This is a genomic window from Streptomyces albidus (ex Kaewkla and Franco 2022) (assembly GCF_013870515.1).
GTDB classification, from domain to species: domain Bacteria; phylum Actinomycetota; class Actinomycetes; order Streptomycetales; family Streptomycetaceae; genus Streptomyces; species Streptomyces albidus.
This window is the reverse complement of record NZ_JACBXA010000053.1, coordinates 1-15,089: the sequence shown is the minus strand read 5'-3', so window position 1 is coordinate 15,089 and position 15,089 is coordinate 1. Positions and strand designations below refer to the sequence as shown.

At 70.3% G+C, this 15,089-nt stretch carries 15 protein-coding genes and 1 pseudogene; 10 read left to right on the top strand and 6 right to left on the bottom strand.

Going from position 1 to position 15,089, the window contains the following annotated elements:
* Window positions 1-4: 4 nt before the first annotated feature.
* On the bottom strand, window positions 5-604 hold the full coding sequence (locus tag H5J26_RS11520) for a DUF2269 domain-containing protein (RefSeq protein WP_235980630.1): 600 nt from the start codon (window positions 602-604) through the stop codon (window positions 5-7).
* Between the two features lie 126 nt (window positions 605-730).
* On the opposite strand from H5J26_RS11520, the gene H5J26_RS11515 reads away from it, so the two are divergent.
* The 3 genes from H5J26_RS11515 (at window position 731) to H5J26_RS32420 (ending at window position 4,844) form a co-directional block, all read left to right on the top strand.
* Window positions 731-1,453, top strand: a complete 723-nt coding sequence (locus H5J26_RS11515) for an HAD family hydrolase (protein ID WP_181765699.1) — start codon at window positions 731-733, stop codon at window positions 1,451-1,453.
* Window positions 1,454-1,655: 202 nt separating this feature from the next.
* On the top strand, window positions 1,656-3,362 hold the full coding sequence (locus tag H5J26_RS11510; protein ID WP_181765698.1) for a globin domain-containing protein: 1,707 nt from the start codon (window positions 1,656-1,658) through the stop codon (window positions 3,360-3,362).
* Window positions 3,363-3,521: 159 nt separating this feature from the next.
* Entirely contained in the window at window positions 3,522-4,844 is a 1,323-nt protein-coding gene (locus H5J26_RS32420) for a pyridoxamine 5'-phosphate oxidase family protein (protein ID WP_419183780.1), read from the top strand.
* A 42-nt stretch (window positions 4,845-4,886) separates the two neighbouring features.
* On the opposite strand, the gene H5J26_RS11500 is transcribed toward H5J26_RS32420, so the two are convergent.
* On the bottom strand, window positions 4,887-5,420 hold the full coding sequence (locus H5J26_RS11500; protein ID WP_181765697.1) for an NUDIX domain-containing protein: 534 nt from the start codon (window positions 5,418-5,420) through the stop codon (window positions 4,887-4,889).
* 521 nt (window positions 5,421-5,941) lie between these two features.
* Here H5J26_RS11500 and H5J26_RS11495 point away from each other — a divergent pair.
* The 4 genes from H5J26_RS11495 to H5J26_RS11480 all read left to right on the top strand — a co-directional run bounded on the left by H5J26_RS11495 (window position 5,942) and on the right by H5J26_RS11480 (window position 9,707).
* Entirely contained in the window at window positions 5,942-7,336 is a 1,395-nt protein-coding gene (locus H5J26_RS11495) for a cation:dicarboxylate symporter family transporter (RefSeq protein WP_210771221.1), read from the top strand.
* 67 nt (window positions 7,337-7,403) lie between these two features.
* Window positions 7,404-7,940, top strand: a complete 537-nt coding sequence (locus H5J26_RS11490) for a carboxymuconolactone decarboxylase family protein (protein WP_181765696.1) — start codon at window positions 7,404-7,406, stop codon at window positions 7,938-7,940.
* Window positions 7,937-8,776, top strand: coding sequence for an SDR family NAD(P)-dependent oxidoreductase (locus H5J26_RS11485; RefSeq protein ID WP_181765695.1), 840 nt, complete (start codon window positions 7,937-7,939; stop codon window positions 8,774-8,776). The genes H5J26_RS11490 and H5J26_RS11485 overlap by 4 nt, the downstream gene beginning before the upstream one ends.
* A 43-nt stretch (window positions 8,777-8,819) precedes the next feature.
* Window positions 8,820-9,707: an amidohydrolase family protein gene (locus H5J26_RS11480; protein ID WP_181765694.1), complete on the top strand. Its 888-nt coding sequence runs from the start codon at window positions 8,820-8,822 to the stop codon at window positions 9,705-9,707.
* Between the two features lie 20 nt (window positions 9,708-9,727).
* On the opposite strand, the gene H5J26_RS11475 is transcribed toward H5J26_RS11480, so the two are convergent.
* Window positions 9,728-10,504 carry an IclR family transcriptional regulator domain-containing protein gene (locus H5J26_RS11475; protein WP_181765693.1) on the bottom strand — a complete coding sequence of 259 codons (777 nt, stop codon included), beginning with the start codon at window positions 10,502-10,504 and terminating at the stop codon, window positions 9,728-9,730.
* A gap of 90 nt (window positions 10,505-10,594) precedes the next feature.
* Between H5J26_RS11475 and H5J26_RS11470 the strand changes: the two genes are divergently transcribed.
* Entirely contained in the window at window positions 10,595-11,245 is a 651-nt protein-coding gene (locus H5J26_RS11470; RefSeq protein ID WP_181765692.1) for a hypothetical protein, read from the top strand.
* Between the two features lie 34 nt (window positions 11,246-11,279).
* Here the strand turns inward: H5J26_RS11470 and H5J26_RS11465 are convergent, their stop codons facing one another.
* Complete coding sequence (locus H5J26_RS11465) at window positions 11,280-13,022, bottom strand: WD40 repeat domain-containing protein (RefSeq protein WP_235980631.1); 1,743 nt, start codon at window positions 13,020-13,022, stop codon at window positions 11,280-11,282.
* 146 nt (window positions 13,023-13,168) lie between these two features.
* Here H5J26_RS11465 and H5J26_RS11460 point away from each other — a divergent pair.
* A pseudogene (locus H5J26_RS11460) lies at window positions 13,169-13,540 on the top strand (SAM-dependent methyltransferase); the annotation flags it as partial.
* Between the two features lie 86 nt (window positions 13,541-13,626).
* Window positions 13,627-14,163 (top strand): GrpB family protein, encoded by a 537-nt coding sequence (locus H5J26_RS11455; RefSeq protein ID WP_181765690.1) that lies wholly within the window; start codon window positions 13,627-13,629, stop codon window positions 14,161-14,163.
* Window positions 14,164-14,423: 260 nt separating this feature from the next.
* On the opposite strand, the gene H5J26_RS11450 is transcribed toward H5J26_RS11455, so the two are convergent.
* Both H5J26_RS11450 and H5J26_RS11445 read right to left on the bottom strand, forming a co-directional pair.
* Window positions 14,424-14,768 (bottom strand): hypothetical protein, encoded by a 345-nt coding sequence (locus H5J26_RS11450; RefSeq protein ID WP_181765689.1) that lies wholly within the window; start codon window positions 14,766-14,768, stop codon window positions 14,424-14,426.
* Between the two features lie 97 nt (window positions 14,769-14,865).
* On the bottom strand, window positions 14,866-15,089 hold a 224-nt coding region (locus H5J26_RS11445; protein WP_181765688.1), incomplete at its 5' end, for a hypothetical protein.

Below are 15,089 nucleotides of genomic sequence, written 5' to 3'. Positions count from 1 at the left end.
GAGCTCAGGCTGGCTGACGGGACCGGTCCGCGGCCACCGAATTACGGGCTTTGTCGCCGTTGTTCGTGAACCCGCCCCTGCTCGTTCCCCTGGCCTTGGCCGTACGGGCCGCGCGCAGCCGGCGCCCGCGGCGCGTCTGTCCCCAGGGCTTGAGGACCGAGATCGCGGTGAGGAAGGCGTAGAGGGCAAGGGAGACGGCCGGCGGGAAGAGGAGGTCGGTGCTCGGCACGGTCTCACCCGCCGCCACCATCGCCGCCGCCCGGGTGGCGCCCGGTTTGAAGGAGAAGACGGTGAGTCCCGTCGCGGCAAGCGTCAGCCAGAACTTGGCGTACACCCACCGGTACCGGGCCAGTCCCCACGCCGTACCCAGTGAGAGCACGAGCCCCGTACCGAGAGAGAGCAGCGCGACGGGAAGCAGCAGCCAGTCCGCGAAGAGCTTCATGGAGAGGTAGGCGGGCTCGGCGAAGGCGTCGGGATCGCGTGCTCCGGCGATGGCGAGTGCCAGCAGGCACAGGGAGATGCCGAGCCAGCCGACGGAGACGGTGACGTGGACGACGAGGACGGCTCTGCGGGCGGGGCGCGGAAGCTGCGGTAGCTGTGGCATGTTCCGTACGGTCGCTGTTCGGCACCCTCTGCCGCGTCTTACAGGGGGAGTATCCCCGTGTACTCGGACGCGAGTAGGACGCCCGGCGAAAGCTTCGGGCGGTGCCGGCGTCCTACGATCGAACGCATGGCTCCTTCCTCGCCGCTTCCGCCTGCCCCGCCTCCACCCCCTCCGTCCGGACGCCCCCGGCGGCTGCACTTGTTCGATCTCGACGGGACGTTGATCCACGGTTCGTCCGCGGCGGTGGAGATCTCCCGGCAGCTCGGTCTGGACGAGGAGATCCACGCACTCGAACTCGCCTTCGCCGCAGGTGGAATGACCCCTCCGGACTTCGCGAGCCGGGCGTGCGCGCTGTGGTCGGAGTTGACGGAGGAGCACGTCGACGCGGCGTTCGCCGGAGCGCCCTGGCTGACCGGCATCGGCGAGGTGTGGGAGGCGATCAGGGAGCGGGGCGACCACTGCGCCGTCATCTCGCTCTCCCCCGACTTCTTCGTCGGGAGGCTGCTCCTGGCGGCGCCCCCCTCACCGGGAGGCCGGAGCGGAAGGGGTGCCGACGCCACCCATGGTTCGCGATGGCCCGCAGTTCCGTTCCGTGAGCCGCTGGATCCGGACGGCATTCTCTCAGCGGCGGCAAAGGTGCGTATAGCGGACGAACTCTGCGCGAAATTCGGCGTATCGAGGAGTGATTGCGTCGCCTATGGGGACTCGATGTCGGATGCGGAGCTCTTCGGGGCCGTGCCGCTGTCCGTGGCAGTGAATGCGGACCGCCATCTGGAGGGCCTGGCCTCGCTCGACTACCGGGGGAGTGATCTTCGTGAAGCTTACGGACTTGTCGGCACGGGTCGGTAATTACGGCTCAGTGGCGCGCGTCACGTAATTCGCCCCTGCCTGTCGACGGGACTTGTGCGACGAAGTGAGGCCGGTATGGTCGGGTCCGCATCGTGCGGTACCGCAATTCAATCCGCAACCGGTGTCCGGGGGTCGAATCACCAGAACGTACCGAATGCGTGACTGCGCAGATTGTCCGTAAGAGTTCGAGGCGAGGCAGACCATGACGACCACATCGGCCGGCAACGGTCCGTCCGCGGGAGACGGCGGAAGAGGCGACGGCGGAAGAGACGGCGGGGACTGGGGCTGGTTCACGCCCCCCGCGCCGCAGTCCGACCAGGAAACCGACGAAGAGCAGGCATACCCGGGTGAAGAGGCCGGGGAGCACCGGCAGGCGCCGCGCCGCCAAGGCGGCGCGATACGTCCGGTCGGCAGCAGTGCGTCCCGCACCCGCCAGGCCGAGGCGCCCACGCAGGCGAATCGGCCCGAGCGGCCGCAGCAGCCCCGGCAGGGCGCCGGGACCGGCCACGAGGCCGCACGTGAACACCCCGCCCCGTCCCCGCACTTCGCCGGGCAACCGCAGGGCCAGGCACCCAACCAGGCACAGAACCAGGGCCGGTACCAAGGCCCGAGCCAGGCGGCGCAGAGCCAGTCTCATTACCCGTCACAGCACCAGTCGCAGAACCGGCAGCAGAACACGGCGCGGCCGGCGGCAGAGGCTCAACGCCCGCCGCACGGCCCCCTGTTCGATGAGTCCGTCGCCGCGGATGTGCCGTCGTCCACGGACGGCGAGTCCCGCGACGGGATGCTGATACGCCGCACGATGGAAGAGGTCGAGCCCTACGCGGACGCGGCCACCGCATACTTCTACGCGCTTCTGTTCGTGCAGCACCCGCAGTTGCGCGAGCTCTTCCCGGCATCCATGGACACCCAGCGCGACCGGCTCTTCAGGGCGCTGCTCACCGCTGTCCGGCTCGCCGACGACCCCGACGTGCTGACCCGCTACCTGTCCGGTCTGGGCCGCGGGCACCGCAAGTACGGCACCGCCCCCGAGCACTACCCCGCGGTCGGCGAGTGCCTGCTCGGCGCCCTCTCCCAGTACGCGCCCGAGTCGTGGAACGACGAGACCGAAGAGGCGTGGGTGCGCGCGTACACGCTGATCTCGCAGACCATGATCGATGCCGCCGCCGAGGACGAGCAGCACTCCCCGCCCTGGTGGAACGCCCAGATCGTCTCGCACGAGCTCCGGACGCCGCAGATCGCGGTGATCACGCTGCGTCCGGACCAGCCGTACCCGTTTCTGGCCGGCCAGTACACCAGCGTCGAGACGCCCTGGTGGCCGAGGGTGTGGCGGCACTACTCGTTCGCGTCCTCGCCGCGTTCCGACGGTCTGCTCACCTTCCACGTGAAGGCCGTCCCCACCGGCTGGGTCTCCAGTGCGCTCGTCAACCGCGCCCGTCCCGGGGACGTGGTCCGGCTCGGACCGCCCGCGGGCAGCATGACCGTCGACCACGCCACCGACAGCGGACTGCTCTGCGTGGGCGGCGGAACCGGCATCGCCCCCATCAAGGCACTGGTCGAGGACGTCGCCCAGCACGGGAGGAGACGGCCCATGGAGGTCTTCTACGGTGCGCGCAGCGACCACGACCTCTACGACCTGGAGACCATGCTGCGCCTCGAGCAGCAGCACGGCTGGCTCGCTGTGCGGCCGGTGGTCGCCGACGGGCCCGCCCCCGCTTCACCGAATGCGTTCGCCGGTCAACTCCCGGACGCCGTAAGACGGTACGGTCCTTGGTCTCGCTACGACGGCTACCTGTCGGGCCCGCCAGGCATGATCCGCAACGGTGTCGACGCCCTGGTGGACTCGGGGGTCCCCGCCCACCGCATACGGCACGACGCGGTGGCCGAGCTGATGGCGAGCGGCGACTAGAGGCCGGAGCAGCGCACACGCGAACGGCCGCAACGAGAAGTTCAAGCAGTAGGCACCACGAGCACGGCGAGCAGACGAAGCACACCGGCACGAGCAGCAGCACGATCAGCGACAACAGAACGACAGGCAGAAGAAGAGGAAGGGGAAGGGGTCAGCGGCGTGGCAGAGGCTGATGCGGCACATCCACGGGATGGCCAGAACGCTCGTGCGCAGCACGAGCACGACACGACGGCGACCCGGTGGCCGGACCGCCACGACCGTACGGCCCCCTCGGGCGACGCCGGGCAGGGCGGTCGCGCGGACGGCTCGGACAGGCCCGGCAGTGACGGGGAGCGGCGGCTGCAGCGCCGGCTGGGGACGGCCGAGCGCGCGGAGCGCTTCTACGACGAGCAGGTACTCGATCATCTCAACGAGCGCATGCGCGAGTTCGTGCAGCGCCAGGAGATGTTCTTTCTCGCGACTGCCGACGGCCGCGGCGAGTGCGACAGCAGTTTCCGGGCGGGGCCGCCCGGGTTCCTCCAGGTACTCGACGAACGCACCCTGACCTACCCCGAGTACCGGGGCAACGGCGTGCACGCCAGCCTCGGGAACATCGAGGAGAACCCGCACCTGGGGATCATGCTCATCGACTTCACGCGGGCGCGGATCGGGCTGCATGTCAACGGCCGCGCCACGATCGTGGAGGACGCGGAGATGCGGGAGAGCCACCCGCATCTGCCCCATGACCCCGTACCGGGCAGGCGGGCACTGGTGTGGGTGCAGGTGGAGGTCGAGGAGGCCTACATCCACTGCGCCAAGCACATACCGCAGTTGCAGAGGGCGCCCAAGCGGACCGCCCGCGACTGGGGCACCGACGACTACAAGCGCAAGGGCGGTGACTTCTTCGGCGCGGCCCGCGAGTCCCGTGAGCGCGAGACGGCCGAGGTGAGCGAGGGGCCCGCCCGCGAGCACGTGCCGTCCGCGCAGGCGGAGCCGGCCGTGGCCGAAGCGGCGAGTGCCGATTCATCCGTGTACGACGAACTGCCCGGCTACGCAAGGGAAGAGGCGCACGAGGAGCCGGCTCCGGCGTCCACCGGTGTGTCCTCCTTCTTCACTCCCGCCTCGGCCCGTACGGCGGACGAGGCCGGCAAGCCGGACGAGGGAACGGACCGGAACTCGGTCTGGCAGATCCCCGACATGCCCCCGCCTCCGCAGATGCCTTCCATCTCCCTCGGCCAGGGCGCTTCGAGCGGCCAGGGCGCCTCGAGCCCGCTGACCGACCCCGCGTACACGGCGGACCCGGTCTGGCCGGGACCCTCCAACTCGGGCGCGGCCGAAGGTGCTTCCGGTGCGCTGGCGGCCCGCAGCGCGTTCTCCTCGGCGCTGCCCGGGGGCGGTACCGACCCCGCGGAGTGGCGCCAGGAGGCCGAACGAGCGCTGGCGGAAGCGCAGCGCAGGGGCGCGATGAGCGAACGAGGCTCGTTCCAGGGCTGGTTCGGCTGAAATGACCTGACCTCCGGCCCGGGGAGCCCGGGCCGGAGGAATTCACCCGAGGTCGGGGGCGAGCAGTGCCTGCACGCCCTCGATGTTCGCGTCGAGGTAGGTGCGCAGCGCGGGGGGAACGACCTCGACCGAGGCGATGCCTTCCCGGGTGAAGGGCACCCGGACGAACTCGTACTCGCCGCAGGGCTCGTCCACTTCGGGGCCGTGCCTGCGGGAGAGGTCCATCGACGCGAGGCGGCAGACGAAGAAGTGCTGCACCTTCACGCCCGCTTCACCGCTGTCCGTTGTGTGGGGGACCGTATCGACGAAGGCGGGCACGACGTCGGTCACCTTCGCTCCCAGTTCCTCGTCGACCTCGCGATGGAGGGCGTCGACGACGGTGGAGTCCACATCGGGTTCGACGCCGCCTCCGGGAGTGATCCAGTAGGGCGCGCTGTCCGGTTTGGTGCGCTTGATGAGGATGAGGTGAGGGGGTTCCGCAGGGCGGCCTGCGGATCGTGCCGGATCGTAGGGGCCGTCGCCGTCGAGCAGGATGGCGCGGGCGGTGCGCTTGACCACGGGACGTTCATGGGCCATGGAGGAGGTTTGGCCCGCGGGGCGGTGGCTGAAACACCTCCGCTTCTTCACACGGCCGGGTCGGCACCTGCGCTCGCGCAATGGCGAATATCTCCACAGAGGTAAGTCGATATTGTCGTCACAGTCACTGGACATCGACGCAGGGTCAACTAACCTGGAGTAGGCGGTTCTTCGCGCGTTGAACCGTTGCCGGGCGGTTCGAGGCATGAGGGGGGAGCCTCGAACCGCTCTGGTGTGTCCGGGGCCCAACCCGGTGCATGGCTGCGGTCGTTCCGCCGCTCGTCGCCATCCTCCGGCGGTCTCGCCGACCCGCTTCGCCCCCGCCTCGCGTGCGTTCCCGGCGGTGCCCCGGCAGTTGCGGCCGAGGTGCCCGCGCGCTGCGCGCCACGGGTGCTCCCCGGATCGATCGTCCCGCTGCGAGACATTTCAAGCTCGTTCCAGTCCTTGACCCGTGAACCGGGAGACCCCAATACTGCGTTCGCAGTGCGCGCAAGTGTGCGTCAGTCGAACGAGCGGAGACGATGATGTCGCCGGGAGCGATCCTGAAAAGCGCCTTCACCAGCAAGCTCTACGTCACGGTGCTCGTGGCGATCGTGCTCGGCGCGTCCCTGGGCCTGGCCGCTCCCGACGCCGGTGCCTCCCTGGAACCGGTGGGCACCGGCTTCATCTCGCTGATCCAGATGCTGATCGGCCCCGTGATCTTCTGCACCATCGTCACCGGTGTCGCGTCGGCGGGTGAACTCACCAGCGTCGGACGGATCGGTGTGAAGGCGCTCGTCTACTTCGAGGTCCTGACCACCGTCGCGCTGGTCATCGGGCTCGTCGTCATGAACGTGGCCGACCCGGGCGCCGGCGTGAACGCCGACCCGTCGAAGATCGAAGTGACCGGCGCCGCCCGCGAGTACGTCCATCAGGGCGAAGCCCAGCACTGGTACGACTTCCTGGTCCAGGTCATCCCCGACAGCATGGTCGGCGCGTTCGTCGAGGGGAACGTGCTCCAAGTACTTCTGATCTCCGTGCTGTTCGCCGTGGCCGTCAAGATGCTCAAAGAGCGCGGAGCCCCGCTGGTGCGCGGGATCGAGAGGGTCGGGGAGGTCGTCTTCGGCATCGTCCGGCTCGTGATGTACCTCGCGCCGCTGGGTGCGTTCGGCGCCATGGCCTACACCGTTGGGGAGTTCGGCACCGACACGCTGATCAGCCTGCTCGGCGTCGTGCTGCTCTTCCTCGGCACGGGCCTCTTCTTCTCCGTCGTCGTCCTGGGCGTCGTCGCCCGGCTGTGCGGCATCCGCGTCCTGCGGCTCTACCGCCACTTCAAGTCGGAGCTGCTCATCACCCTGGGCACCGCCAACTACGAGGCCGTGATGCCCCAGTTGATGACCAAGCTGGTCGACCTGGGTTGCCCCAAGCGCATCGTGGGGCTGACCGTGCCGTCCGGCTACGCCTTCAACGGTGACGGTGTCTGCCTCTACCTCGGCTTCGCCGCGCTCTACATCGCGCAGGCCTTCGACGTGCACATGTCCTTCTGGCAGCAACTCGGCCTGCTCGCCGTCTTCATGATCACCTCCAAGGGCAGTGCGGGAGTCGCCGGCGCGGGCTTCGTCATACTCGCCGCCACGCTCTCGACCACGGCGGCCGTACCGGTGGCCGGGATCATGCTCGTCCTCGGGATCGACCGCTTCATGTCCACCATCCGCGGACTGGTCAGCCTGACCGGCCAGATACTCGGCAGCATCGTCGTCAGCCGCTGGGAAGGCGTCTTCGACAGGGACCGAGCGCGCGCCGTGCTGGCACGAGAACCGGAAGCCGCCGCCGGTGCCCACGCCGAGCCCGGAACCGAGGCGCGCGTTCCCGCCGCGACGAGCACCGACGGCACGGCCGCATCGGAGACGGCGACCGGGACCACACCGGCGACCTGACCGCACCGGCCCGGGACACAGCCGCCCTTCAGACGTCCCTTCAACCGCACAGCACGAGAGGAATTCGATGGCCCGGCTCGACTACGTCCGCCACAGCAGCGAGGTCGCGGAGCGCATCCGCCTGCGCAGGGGCGGAGACCTGACGCCTCTGGACGGCATGCTGCTGCACAGCTCCCCCGTCGCGGACGGCTGGAACAGCCTGCTGGGTGCCATACGCGAACAGACCACGCTCCCGGCCGACATCAGGGAAGGGGTGATCCTCCGCGTCGCCGAACTCAACGGCGCGGCCTACGAATGGCTCGCCCACGAGCCCGTCGGCCGGTCCGCGGGACTCACCGACACGCAGCTCGCAGCGCTGCGAGAGGGCGGTGACGCCTCGTCGCTCAGCCCTGTTCAGCGGGCCGTCCTGGACTACACCGACGCGATGACCCGCCAGGTGACGGTGCCCGACTCGGTCTTCAAGGCGCTGCGCGCGCACTTCGACGACCGTCAGATCGTCGAGCTGACGGCGACAGTCGGCACGTACAACCTCGTGTCCCGCTTCCTCGTCGCGCTCGAAGTCGGCACCGAAGGGCACGGCGGTGCGCAGGAGGCCGACGCATGACGGCGGCAGAGTCGCCGGGCCCTGGAGCGGGTGCCCGTACGGGCCGCCTCGCCGGCAAGGTCGCGATCGTGACGGGCGCGGGGAGCGTCGGCCCCGGCTGGGGCAACGGGCGCGCGGCGGCAGTGCTGTTCGCGAGGGAGGGCGCCCACGTCCTCGCCGTGGACCTCGACGAGGAGGCTCTGGAGGCCACCGCCGCTCTCGTGCGCGAAGAAGGAGGCCGGGTGCACACGCAGCTGTGCGACGTCACCGATTCGGCATCCGTCTCCGCCATGGTCGAGGGCTGCCGCAGCGAGCTCGGCGGCCCCGACATCCTCGTCAACAACGTCGGCGGTTCACATCCCGGAGGCCCGGCCGAGCTCGACGAGACCGACTGGCGGGCGCAGCTCGACTACAACCTCACCAGCGTGTACCTCACCTGCCGCCACACCATCCCGGCCATGCGGGAGCGGGGCGGGGGATCAATCGTCAACACCGCCTCGACCTCCGGCCTGCGATGGACCGGGTCGGCACAGATCGGCTACGCCTCGGCGAAGGCGGGCGTCATCCAGTTCTCGCGCGTGGCCGCCGTGCAGCACGCCGCCGACCGCATCCGCGTGAACACCGTCGTACCGGGGCAGTTGCACACACCGATGGTCGAGGCGAGACTCGCGGGGCAGCGTGCGGGCGGCGACACCGCCGCCCTTCTCGCCCGGCGCGAAGCCCGCATCCCGCTCGGCTTCATGGGCGACGGCAGGGACACGGCGTACGCGGCGCTCTTCCTCGCCTCCGACGAGGCCCGTTTCGTCACCGGGACCGAGATCGTCGTGGACGGCGGCATGACGGCCCGCTGCGACTGAACGAACCGAACCCCTGCCGTCCGCCCACCACATGGAGGATTTCGTGACCGAACCCGCGAGCTGTCCCCCACCGGTTCCCCACCCCCGTACGCCCCGGACCACCCTCCCCCAGGGCGCCTGCGACGCGCACTGCCACATCTTCGGGCCCACCGCGTCCTTCCCGTACGCACCGGAGCGCACCTTCACCCCGCCGGAAGCGCCGAAGGAACGCCTTCAGGCCCTGCACCGGCAAATGGGCCTGCAGCGCGCGGTGATCGTCCAGTCCGCCTGCCACGGCACCGACCACTCCGCACTCCTCGACGCGCTCGCCGACGGACCGGACCGCTACAGGGGCGTCGCCATCGTCACCCCCGCCACCACGGCGGAGGAGGTCCGGCGCCTGCACGACGCCGGAGTGCGCGGTGCCCGGCTGCACTTCACCCCGCACCTGGGCAGCGCCCCGTCCGCCGAGGAGATCCGCGCCGTCGTCGAACTCGTCCGTCCCCACGGCTGGCACATCGCCCTGCACGTGCACGGCGAGGGCATCGCGGACCACGAGGACCTGGCCCGGTCCATCCCTCTGCCGGTCGTGATCGACCACATGGCGCGCGTGGACCTCGCACAGGGCCTGGACAGCCGTGCGGTGAGCGCGCTGCGGCGACTGCTTCAGACGGGCGACGTCTGGGTCAAGGTCAGCGGCGCGGACCGGCTCGCCACCTCACCGCCGAGCATGGACGACTCGGTGGCCCTCGCCCGTCTCCTCGTCTCCGACGCCCCGGAACGAGTGGTGTGGGGAACCGACTTCCCGCACCCCAACACCCACGGATTCATGCCGGACGACGGTGACCTGACCGACCTGCTGCCGGAGATCGCGCCCAGGGAGGAGGACCGCAGGCGGCTCCTCGTCGACAACCCTGCCCGCTGCTTCGGCTTCGCGGAGGCCGCGCCCTGATTCCGCCGGACGGCGACGGATCAGTGCAGGCCCGTGTAGCCGATGTCCGCCGTGATCGCGTCCGCCGTCTCCACCACGCGGGGAACGAAGACGCCGCGCAGTTCCTCCAACGGGACGCGTGCGGCGTTGGCGGAGACGTTGACCGCCGCCAGCACCCGGCCGCCCCGGCCCCGCACCGGCGCCGCCGCGGAACGCACGCCCTCCTCGCGCTCACCGTCCACCACGGCGAAGCCCTGCTGCTTCACGCGGGCGAGCTCCTCGCGCAGCAGGCCCGCGTCGGTGATCGTGTTCTGCGTCAGCGGCTCGAGCGGCAGGTCCGGAAGCAGGGCGTCCAGCTCCTGCGCGGGGAGAGCGGCCAGCAGCACCCGTCCCATGGACGTCGCGTACGCCGGCAGCCGCGAACCGATGCTCAACGTGATCGACATGCTGCGTGCGGCGGGGACCCGCGCCACGTACACGATCTCCGAGCCGTCCAGCGTCGCCATGGAACACGACTCGCGCAGTTCGTCCGCGAGGGCCCGCATCCGGGACTGCGCCGTCTCCCAGTACGGCAGCGCGGAGAGATAGCCGAATCCGAAGCGCAGGACTCGCGGTGTGAGCCCGAAGCTGCGACCGTCGGTCTCGGCGAAACCCAGCCGCTGGAACGTCAGCAGTATCCGGCGCGCTGTAGCACGAGAGAGCCCGGCCGTCTCGGCGGCTTCGGTCACCGACATGCGCGGACGGTCGGCCGAGAAGGACTCCAGTACACGGAAGGCCTTTTCGACCGAGTCGATGACGTCGGGATCGCTCCGTGACACTCGCCGTGCCTCCCCCTGCTGCTGCCCGTCGATCATCCCTGAACCGCCACGAACGCTACCCCAGCCCCAGGCACGAGAGAGGAATCCCCCATGACGGAGGGCCTGCTGTACGTACTGTCGGAGCCCGGTGCCGTGGAGGAGGCCGAGTTCCACGACTGGTACGACACGGAGCACGCACCGGCCCGCCTCACCGTCCCCGGCATCCACAACGGCTTCCGCCATCGCGCGGACGACGGGCTCACGCCCTCCTGGATGGCCTGCTACGACCTGACGCTGGACGCACTGTCGAGCCCCGAGTACGCCCGGCTGCGTGAGCGCAGCCCGCGCGAGCAGCGCGTGGTCGACTCTCTCGCGACCTTGGACCGGCGCCTCTACGAACTGCTCGACGCGCACGGCGACGCGCCGAAGGAGCCCGCGGTCACCTTGTGCGTGGGGATGAGCACCACCGACGAGGATTCCTTCCACGACTGGTATCTCGGTGAGCACATCGGCCTGCTGCACAGCCTGCCCGGCTGGTGGCGCACCCGTCGCTACCGCCGCCTCGAAGGGGCCGGTCCCGACTTCCTCGCCGTGCACGACATCATCGGCACGGACCTGTTCGGTTCGGTGATGTACCGGCGGGCGACACGCACCCCGCTGCGCGAGCAGATCATGCGCACCGTCACCGAGCGCGAGCGGCGCGTATTCCGCTTCCACAACAGGGTGTCCGGGGAGGCGGCCGGCCCGGCTTCGGACGGGTGATCCCCTCTGCCCCGCCGGGCGGACCGGCCGGGCTCTACCTGCGGACGTCGAAGAAGTAGACGCCTCGCTTGCCGGCCACCGCGAGAGCGTCACCCGCCGGTGACCAGGCGCAGCATCCGAGGTCGTCGTCCGACCGCATCATCGCCGCGCATTCTCCGCTGCCGGTGTCCCACAGACGCACCGTGTGATCCCAGCCGGCGGTCGCCAGAAGGGCGTTGTCGGGCGAGACGGCCAGGCCGGTGATCCGGTCGGTGTGCGCGTCGAGCACATGGATCTCCTGCCCGGTCCGTGCATCCCACAGCCGTGCGGTGCGGTCGGGGCTCGCGCTGGCCAGCCAGGTGCCGTCGGGTGCGACGGCGAGCCCGGTGACCCTGTCGGTGTGGCCGGTGAACGTGCGCAGGTGCCGTCCGCCTGCGACGTCCCAGAGCCGCACGGTCTGGTCCCGGCAGGCGGTGGCGAGCCAGGTGCCGTCGGGTGCGACGGCCAGATCGGTCACCGTACGGGGATGGCCGGTGAGGGTGCGCATGTGACTGCCCGTCTCGGTGTTCCACAGCTGAACCGTGCGGTCGACGCCGGCCGTTGCCAGCCATGTGCCGTCAGGGGCGAAGACCACACTGGTGACCCTGTTGGTGTGCCCGGTGAGGGTACGGACCTGCGCGCCGGTCTCCGTGTTCCACAGGCGCACGGTGCAGTCGGAGCCCGCGGTGGCGAGCCGGCTGCCGTCCGGTGCCACTGCCAGTGCGGTGACCCTGTCGGTGTGGCCGGTGAGGGTGCGGAGGTGACTTCCGGTCTCGGCGTTCCACAGCTGCGCGGTACGGTCCTCGCCGGCCGTTGCGAGCCAGGTGCCGTCCGGTGCGACGTCGACGCAGGTGACCCTGCGGTTGTACCTGGTGAGTGTCTGACTCCGGCGGCTCAGACCCACGTTCCACAGGCGGACGGTGCGGTCCGCGCTGGTGGTCGCGAGCCAGCCGCCCTCGGGTGCGACGGCCACGCCGGTCACGACGTCCGTGTGCCCGGTGAAGGTCCGCAGCTCCTGACCGGAGCGGACGTCCCACAGCCGCGCGGTGTGGTCCTCGCCGGTGGTGGCCAACTGCGTACCGGTGGGCGTGAACGCCAGAGCGGTGACCCGGTCCGTGTGGCCCGTCAGCGTGCGCTGGTAGCGCCCTGAAACGGCGTCCCAGATCTGCACGATGCGGTCCTCACCGGTCGTGGCGATCCAGTTGCCGTCCTGCGAGATGGCCACCCCCGTGACCCGGCCGCTGTGGCCCGTCAGCGTGCGCTGGTAGCGGCCGGAACCGGCGTTCCACAGGCGGACGGTGCGGTCCGCGCCGGTGGTGGCGATCCAGCTGCCGTCCGGTGAGACGGCCACCCCCGTGACGACGTCCGTGTGCCCGGTCAGAGTGCGGAAGTTGCGGCCCGTACGGACGTTCCACAGCCGCACCGCGTTGTCGTCGCCGGTGGTGGCGAGCCAGGTGCCGCCCGGCGCGATGGACACCCCGGTGACGATGTCGGTGTGGCCCGTGAGGGTCCGCATCTCCTCGCCCGTGGCGGTGTCCCACAGCCGCACGGTGTGGTCCCAGCTCGTGGTGGCGATCCAGCTGTCGTCGGGGGCGACGGCGATCCCCGTGACGATGTTGGTGTGCCCCGTCAAGGTGCGGGTCTGCTGTCCGGTGTGGGCGTCCCACAGCCGGACGGTGTTGTCCCAGCTCGTGCTCGCGAGCCAGGTGCCGTCACGAGCGACGGCCACGCACGTGACCCGGCCGGTGTGTCCGGTCAGGGTCCGCTTGAGGCCGTGGCCCAGCAGGTCCGGCAGTGGCCACCGGCTCGTCAGGAACGGCTGGGGCAGACTCGCCTGCCTCCGCGCGGCCTGTTCCTCCCAGCAGGGGTCGTGGCGGATGCGGCTGTGGAGGACGGGCCCGCGATGCGTTCGATCTGGCGGTCAGCTTCGGCGCGTTCGGCCACTTCTTGCCGCATGAGCGGCCCACGCTGTTCGCGCAGGTCCACGCCGCACTGCGCCCCGGCGGTCTCTTCGCCTTCCCCATCACCGCTCCACCCCGCGTCGGTTCGCTCCAGTACTGGACGCTGTGGGGGTTCGACACCGCGATGCGGGTTCGCAACGCGCTTTGGCACCCCCGTTTCGTCATGTACTACCGGAGGTTCGGCCTCGCCGAAGTGCGCCGCGACCTGGTCGGCGCGGGCTTCACGGTCACCACCGTCGCCCTGGACGACCTTCTCGGCCGCCTGCCGGACGGCAGCCCCCGCTGCCGCCTGGTCCTGGCCCGGCGCCGGGACTGAGCTGGATTCCGCCACGTGCACGCCGGCCGTCTGCGCGGTCATCTCCACCCTGACCAGCGGCTGTTGGCCGACCGTAGAATGCGCGGATGGCCGTTGACGTAGTGGAGTACGACCCGTCCTGGGGCAGACACGGCGCGCAGGCCGGCGCGGAGCTGACCGACGCGTTGCCCGGCCTCTTCCTGGACGTCGAACACATGGGCAGCACCTCTGTGCCGGGTCTGGCCGCCAAGCCGGTGATCGACCTGATGGCGTCGGTGGCCACGCTGGACGATGTCACCGCCGACAGGGTGACCGCGCTGGAACAGCTGGGCTACCGGCTGCAGGAGACCGGGATGCCCGAGCGGTTCTTCTACCACCGGAGCGACGCCGACGGGCGGCGCAGCCACCACCTGCACATCGTCACCGCCGACACCTGGGACACGCGTAACGAGCGGCTGTTCCGTGACCATCTGCGATCGCATCCGCAAGTGGCCGCGGAATACGGTGAGTTGAAGCGGCGGGCCGCCTCCGAGGAAGACGACGGACTCGCGTACACCAAGCGCAAGACGGAGCTGATCCAACGCGTCGTCGACCACGAGCGTGCTGCCCGAGGCCTGCCGCTCGTGCCGGTCTGGGAGGAGTGAGCTCCGGACTGTCGCGCCGACAGCCGGTCCGACTTCCAGTTGTGCCGACCGTCATCCGACCTGCCGGCCTTGCTGGCAGCCGCGTCACGCTCGGCATTCCCATCCCTCGCCGGGTGACGAAGAACGGGCGCAAGCAGGTTCATTCGCGGGACTGCCCGCGCAGCCCGGTCCGTCCAGTTGCGAAGCCCTGACCACGACGGCCGGCCGGTCCCGTCGTGCCGAACGGGCCGCGCAGTCCGGCCCGTTCGGCACGGGCCGTCTCAGACCTTGACGATGTGCCAGGCGGTGTTGAAGTGGCACTGGCCCGAACTCGGGTTCGTCTGGTCGATGACGTATCCGGTCAGCGCCTCGCCGTTCCAGCCGCAGATCCACTGACCGCTCTCGGGAGCGGCGACCAGGTGCCCCGGGTAGGTGCCGCCGCACCGGTACGGGTCGATCTGCAGGGACACGTACCCGGCCGGGATCCCGTTGCAGGACCAGGTGGCCAGCGTGCCGACGTCCTTCCCGGACGGTGCCGGTGCGGCCTGCGCCGTGCCGCTCAGTCCGACGGCGGCCAGTACGGCCGCCGCAGTCGTCGCCAGTGCCCGAATGCCGAATCGTGCCATTGCCCACTCCTCATGAAATCCGTGTGTATGCGCTTACAGAAAGGACGCTATAGAGACCCGGACCCGGCGTGGAGTGAGTGGCTGTCTCAGACCGCTCTCATCTGGTCGCAGCGAGGTGCTCGGTGAGCCGCCGGACCGCCTCGGCGAGTCGCCGGAAGTAGGTGGCCTTGCTCATCGCCAGCGAGCGCGCGGTCGCCGTCGACGTGGCGCCCGGCTCCAGGTACCGCTTCGACAGGATCGTTCTGAGCTGCTGCTCGCGCGGACCGGTGCCGAACGCCGCCGCGACGCCCGTCCGCAGCGCCGCCCGCACCGACTCGGCGC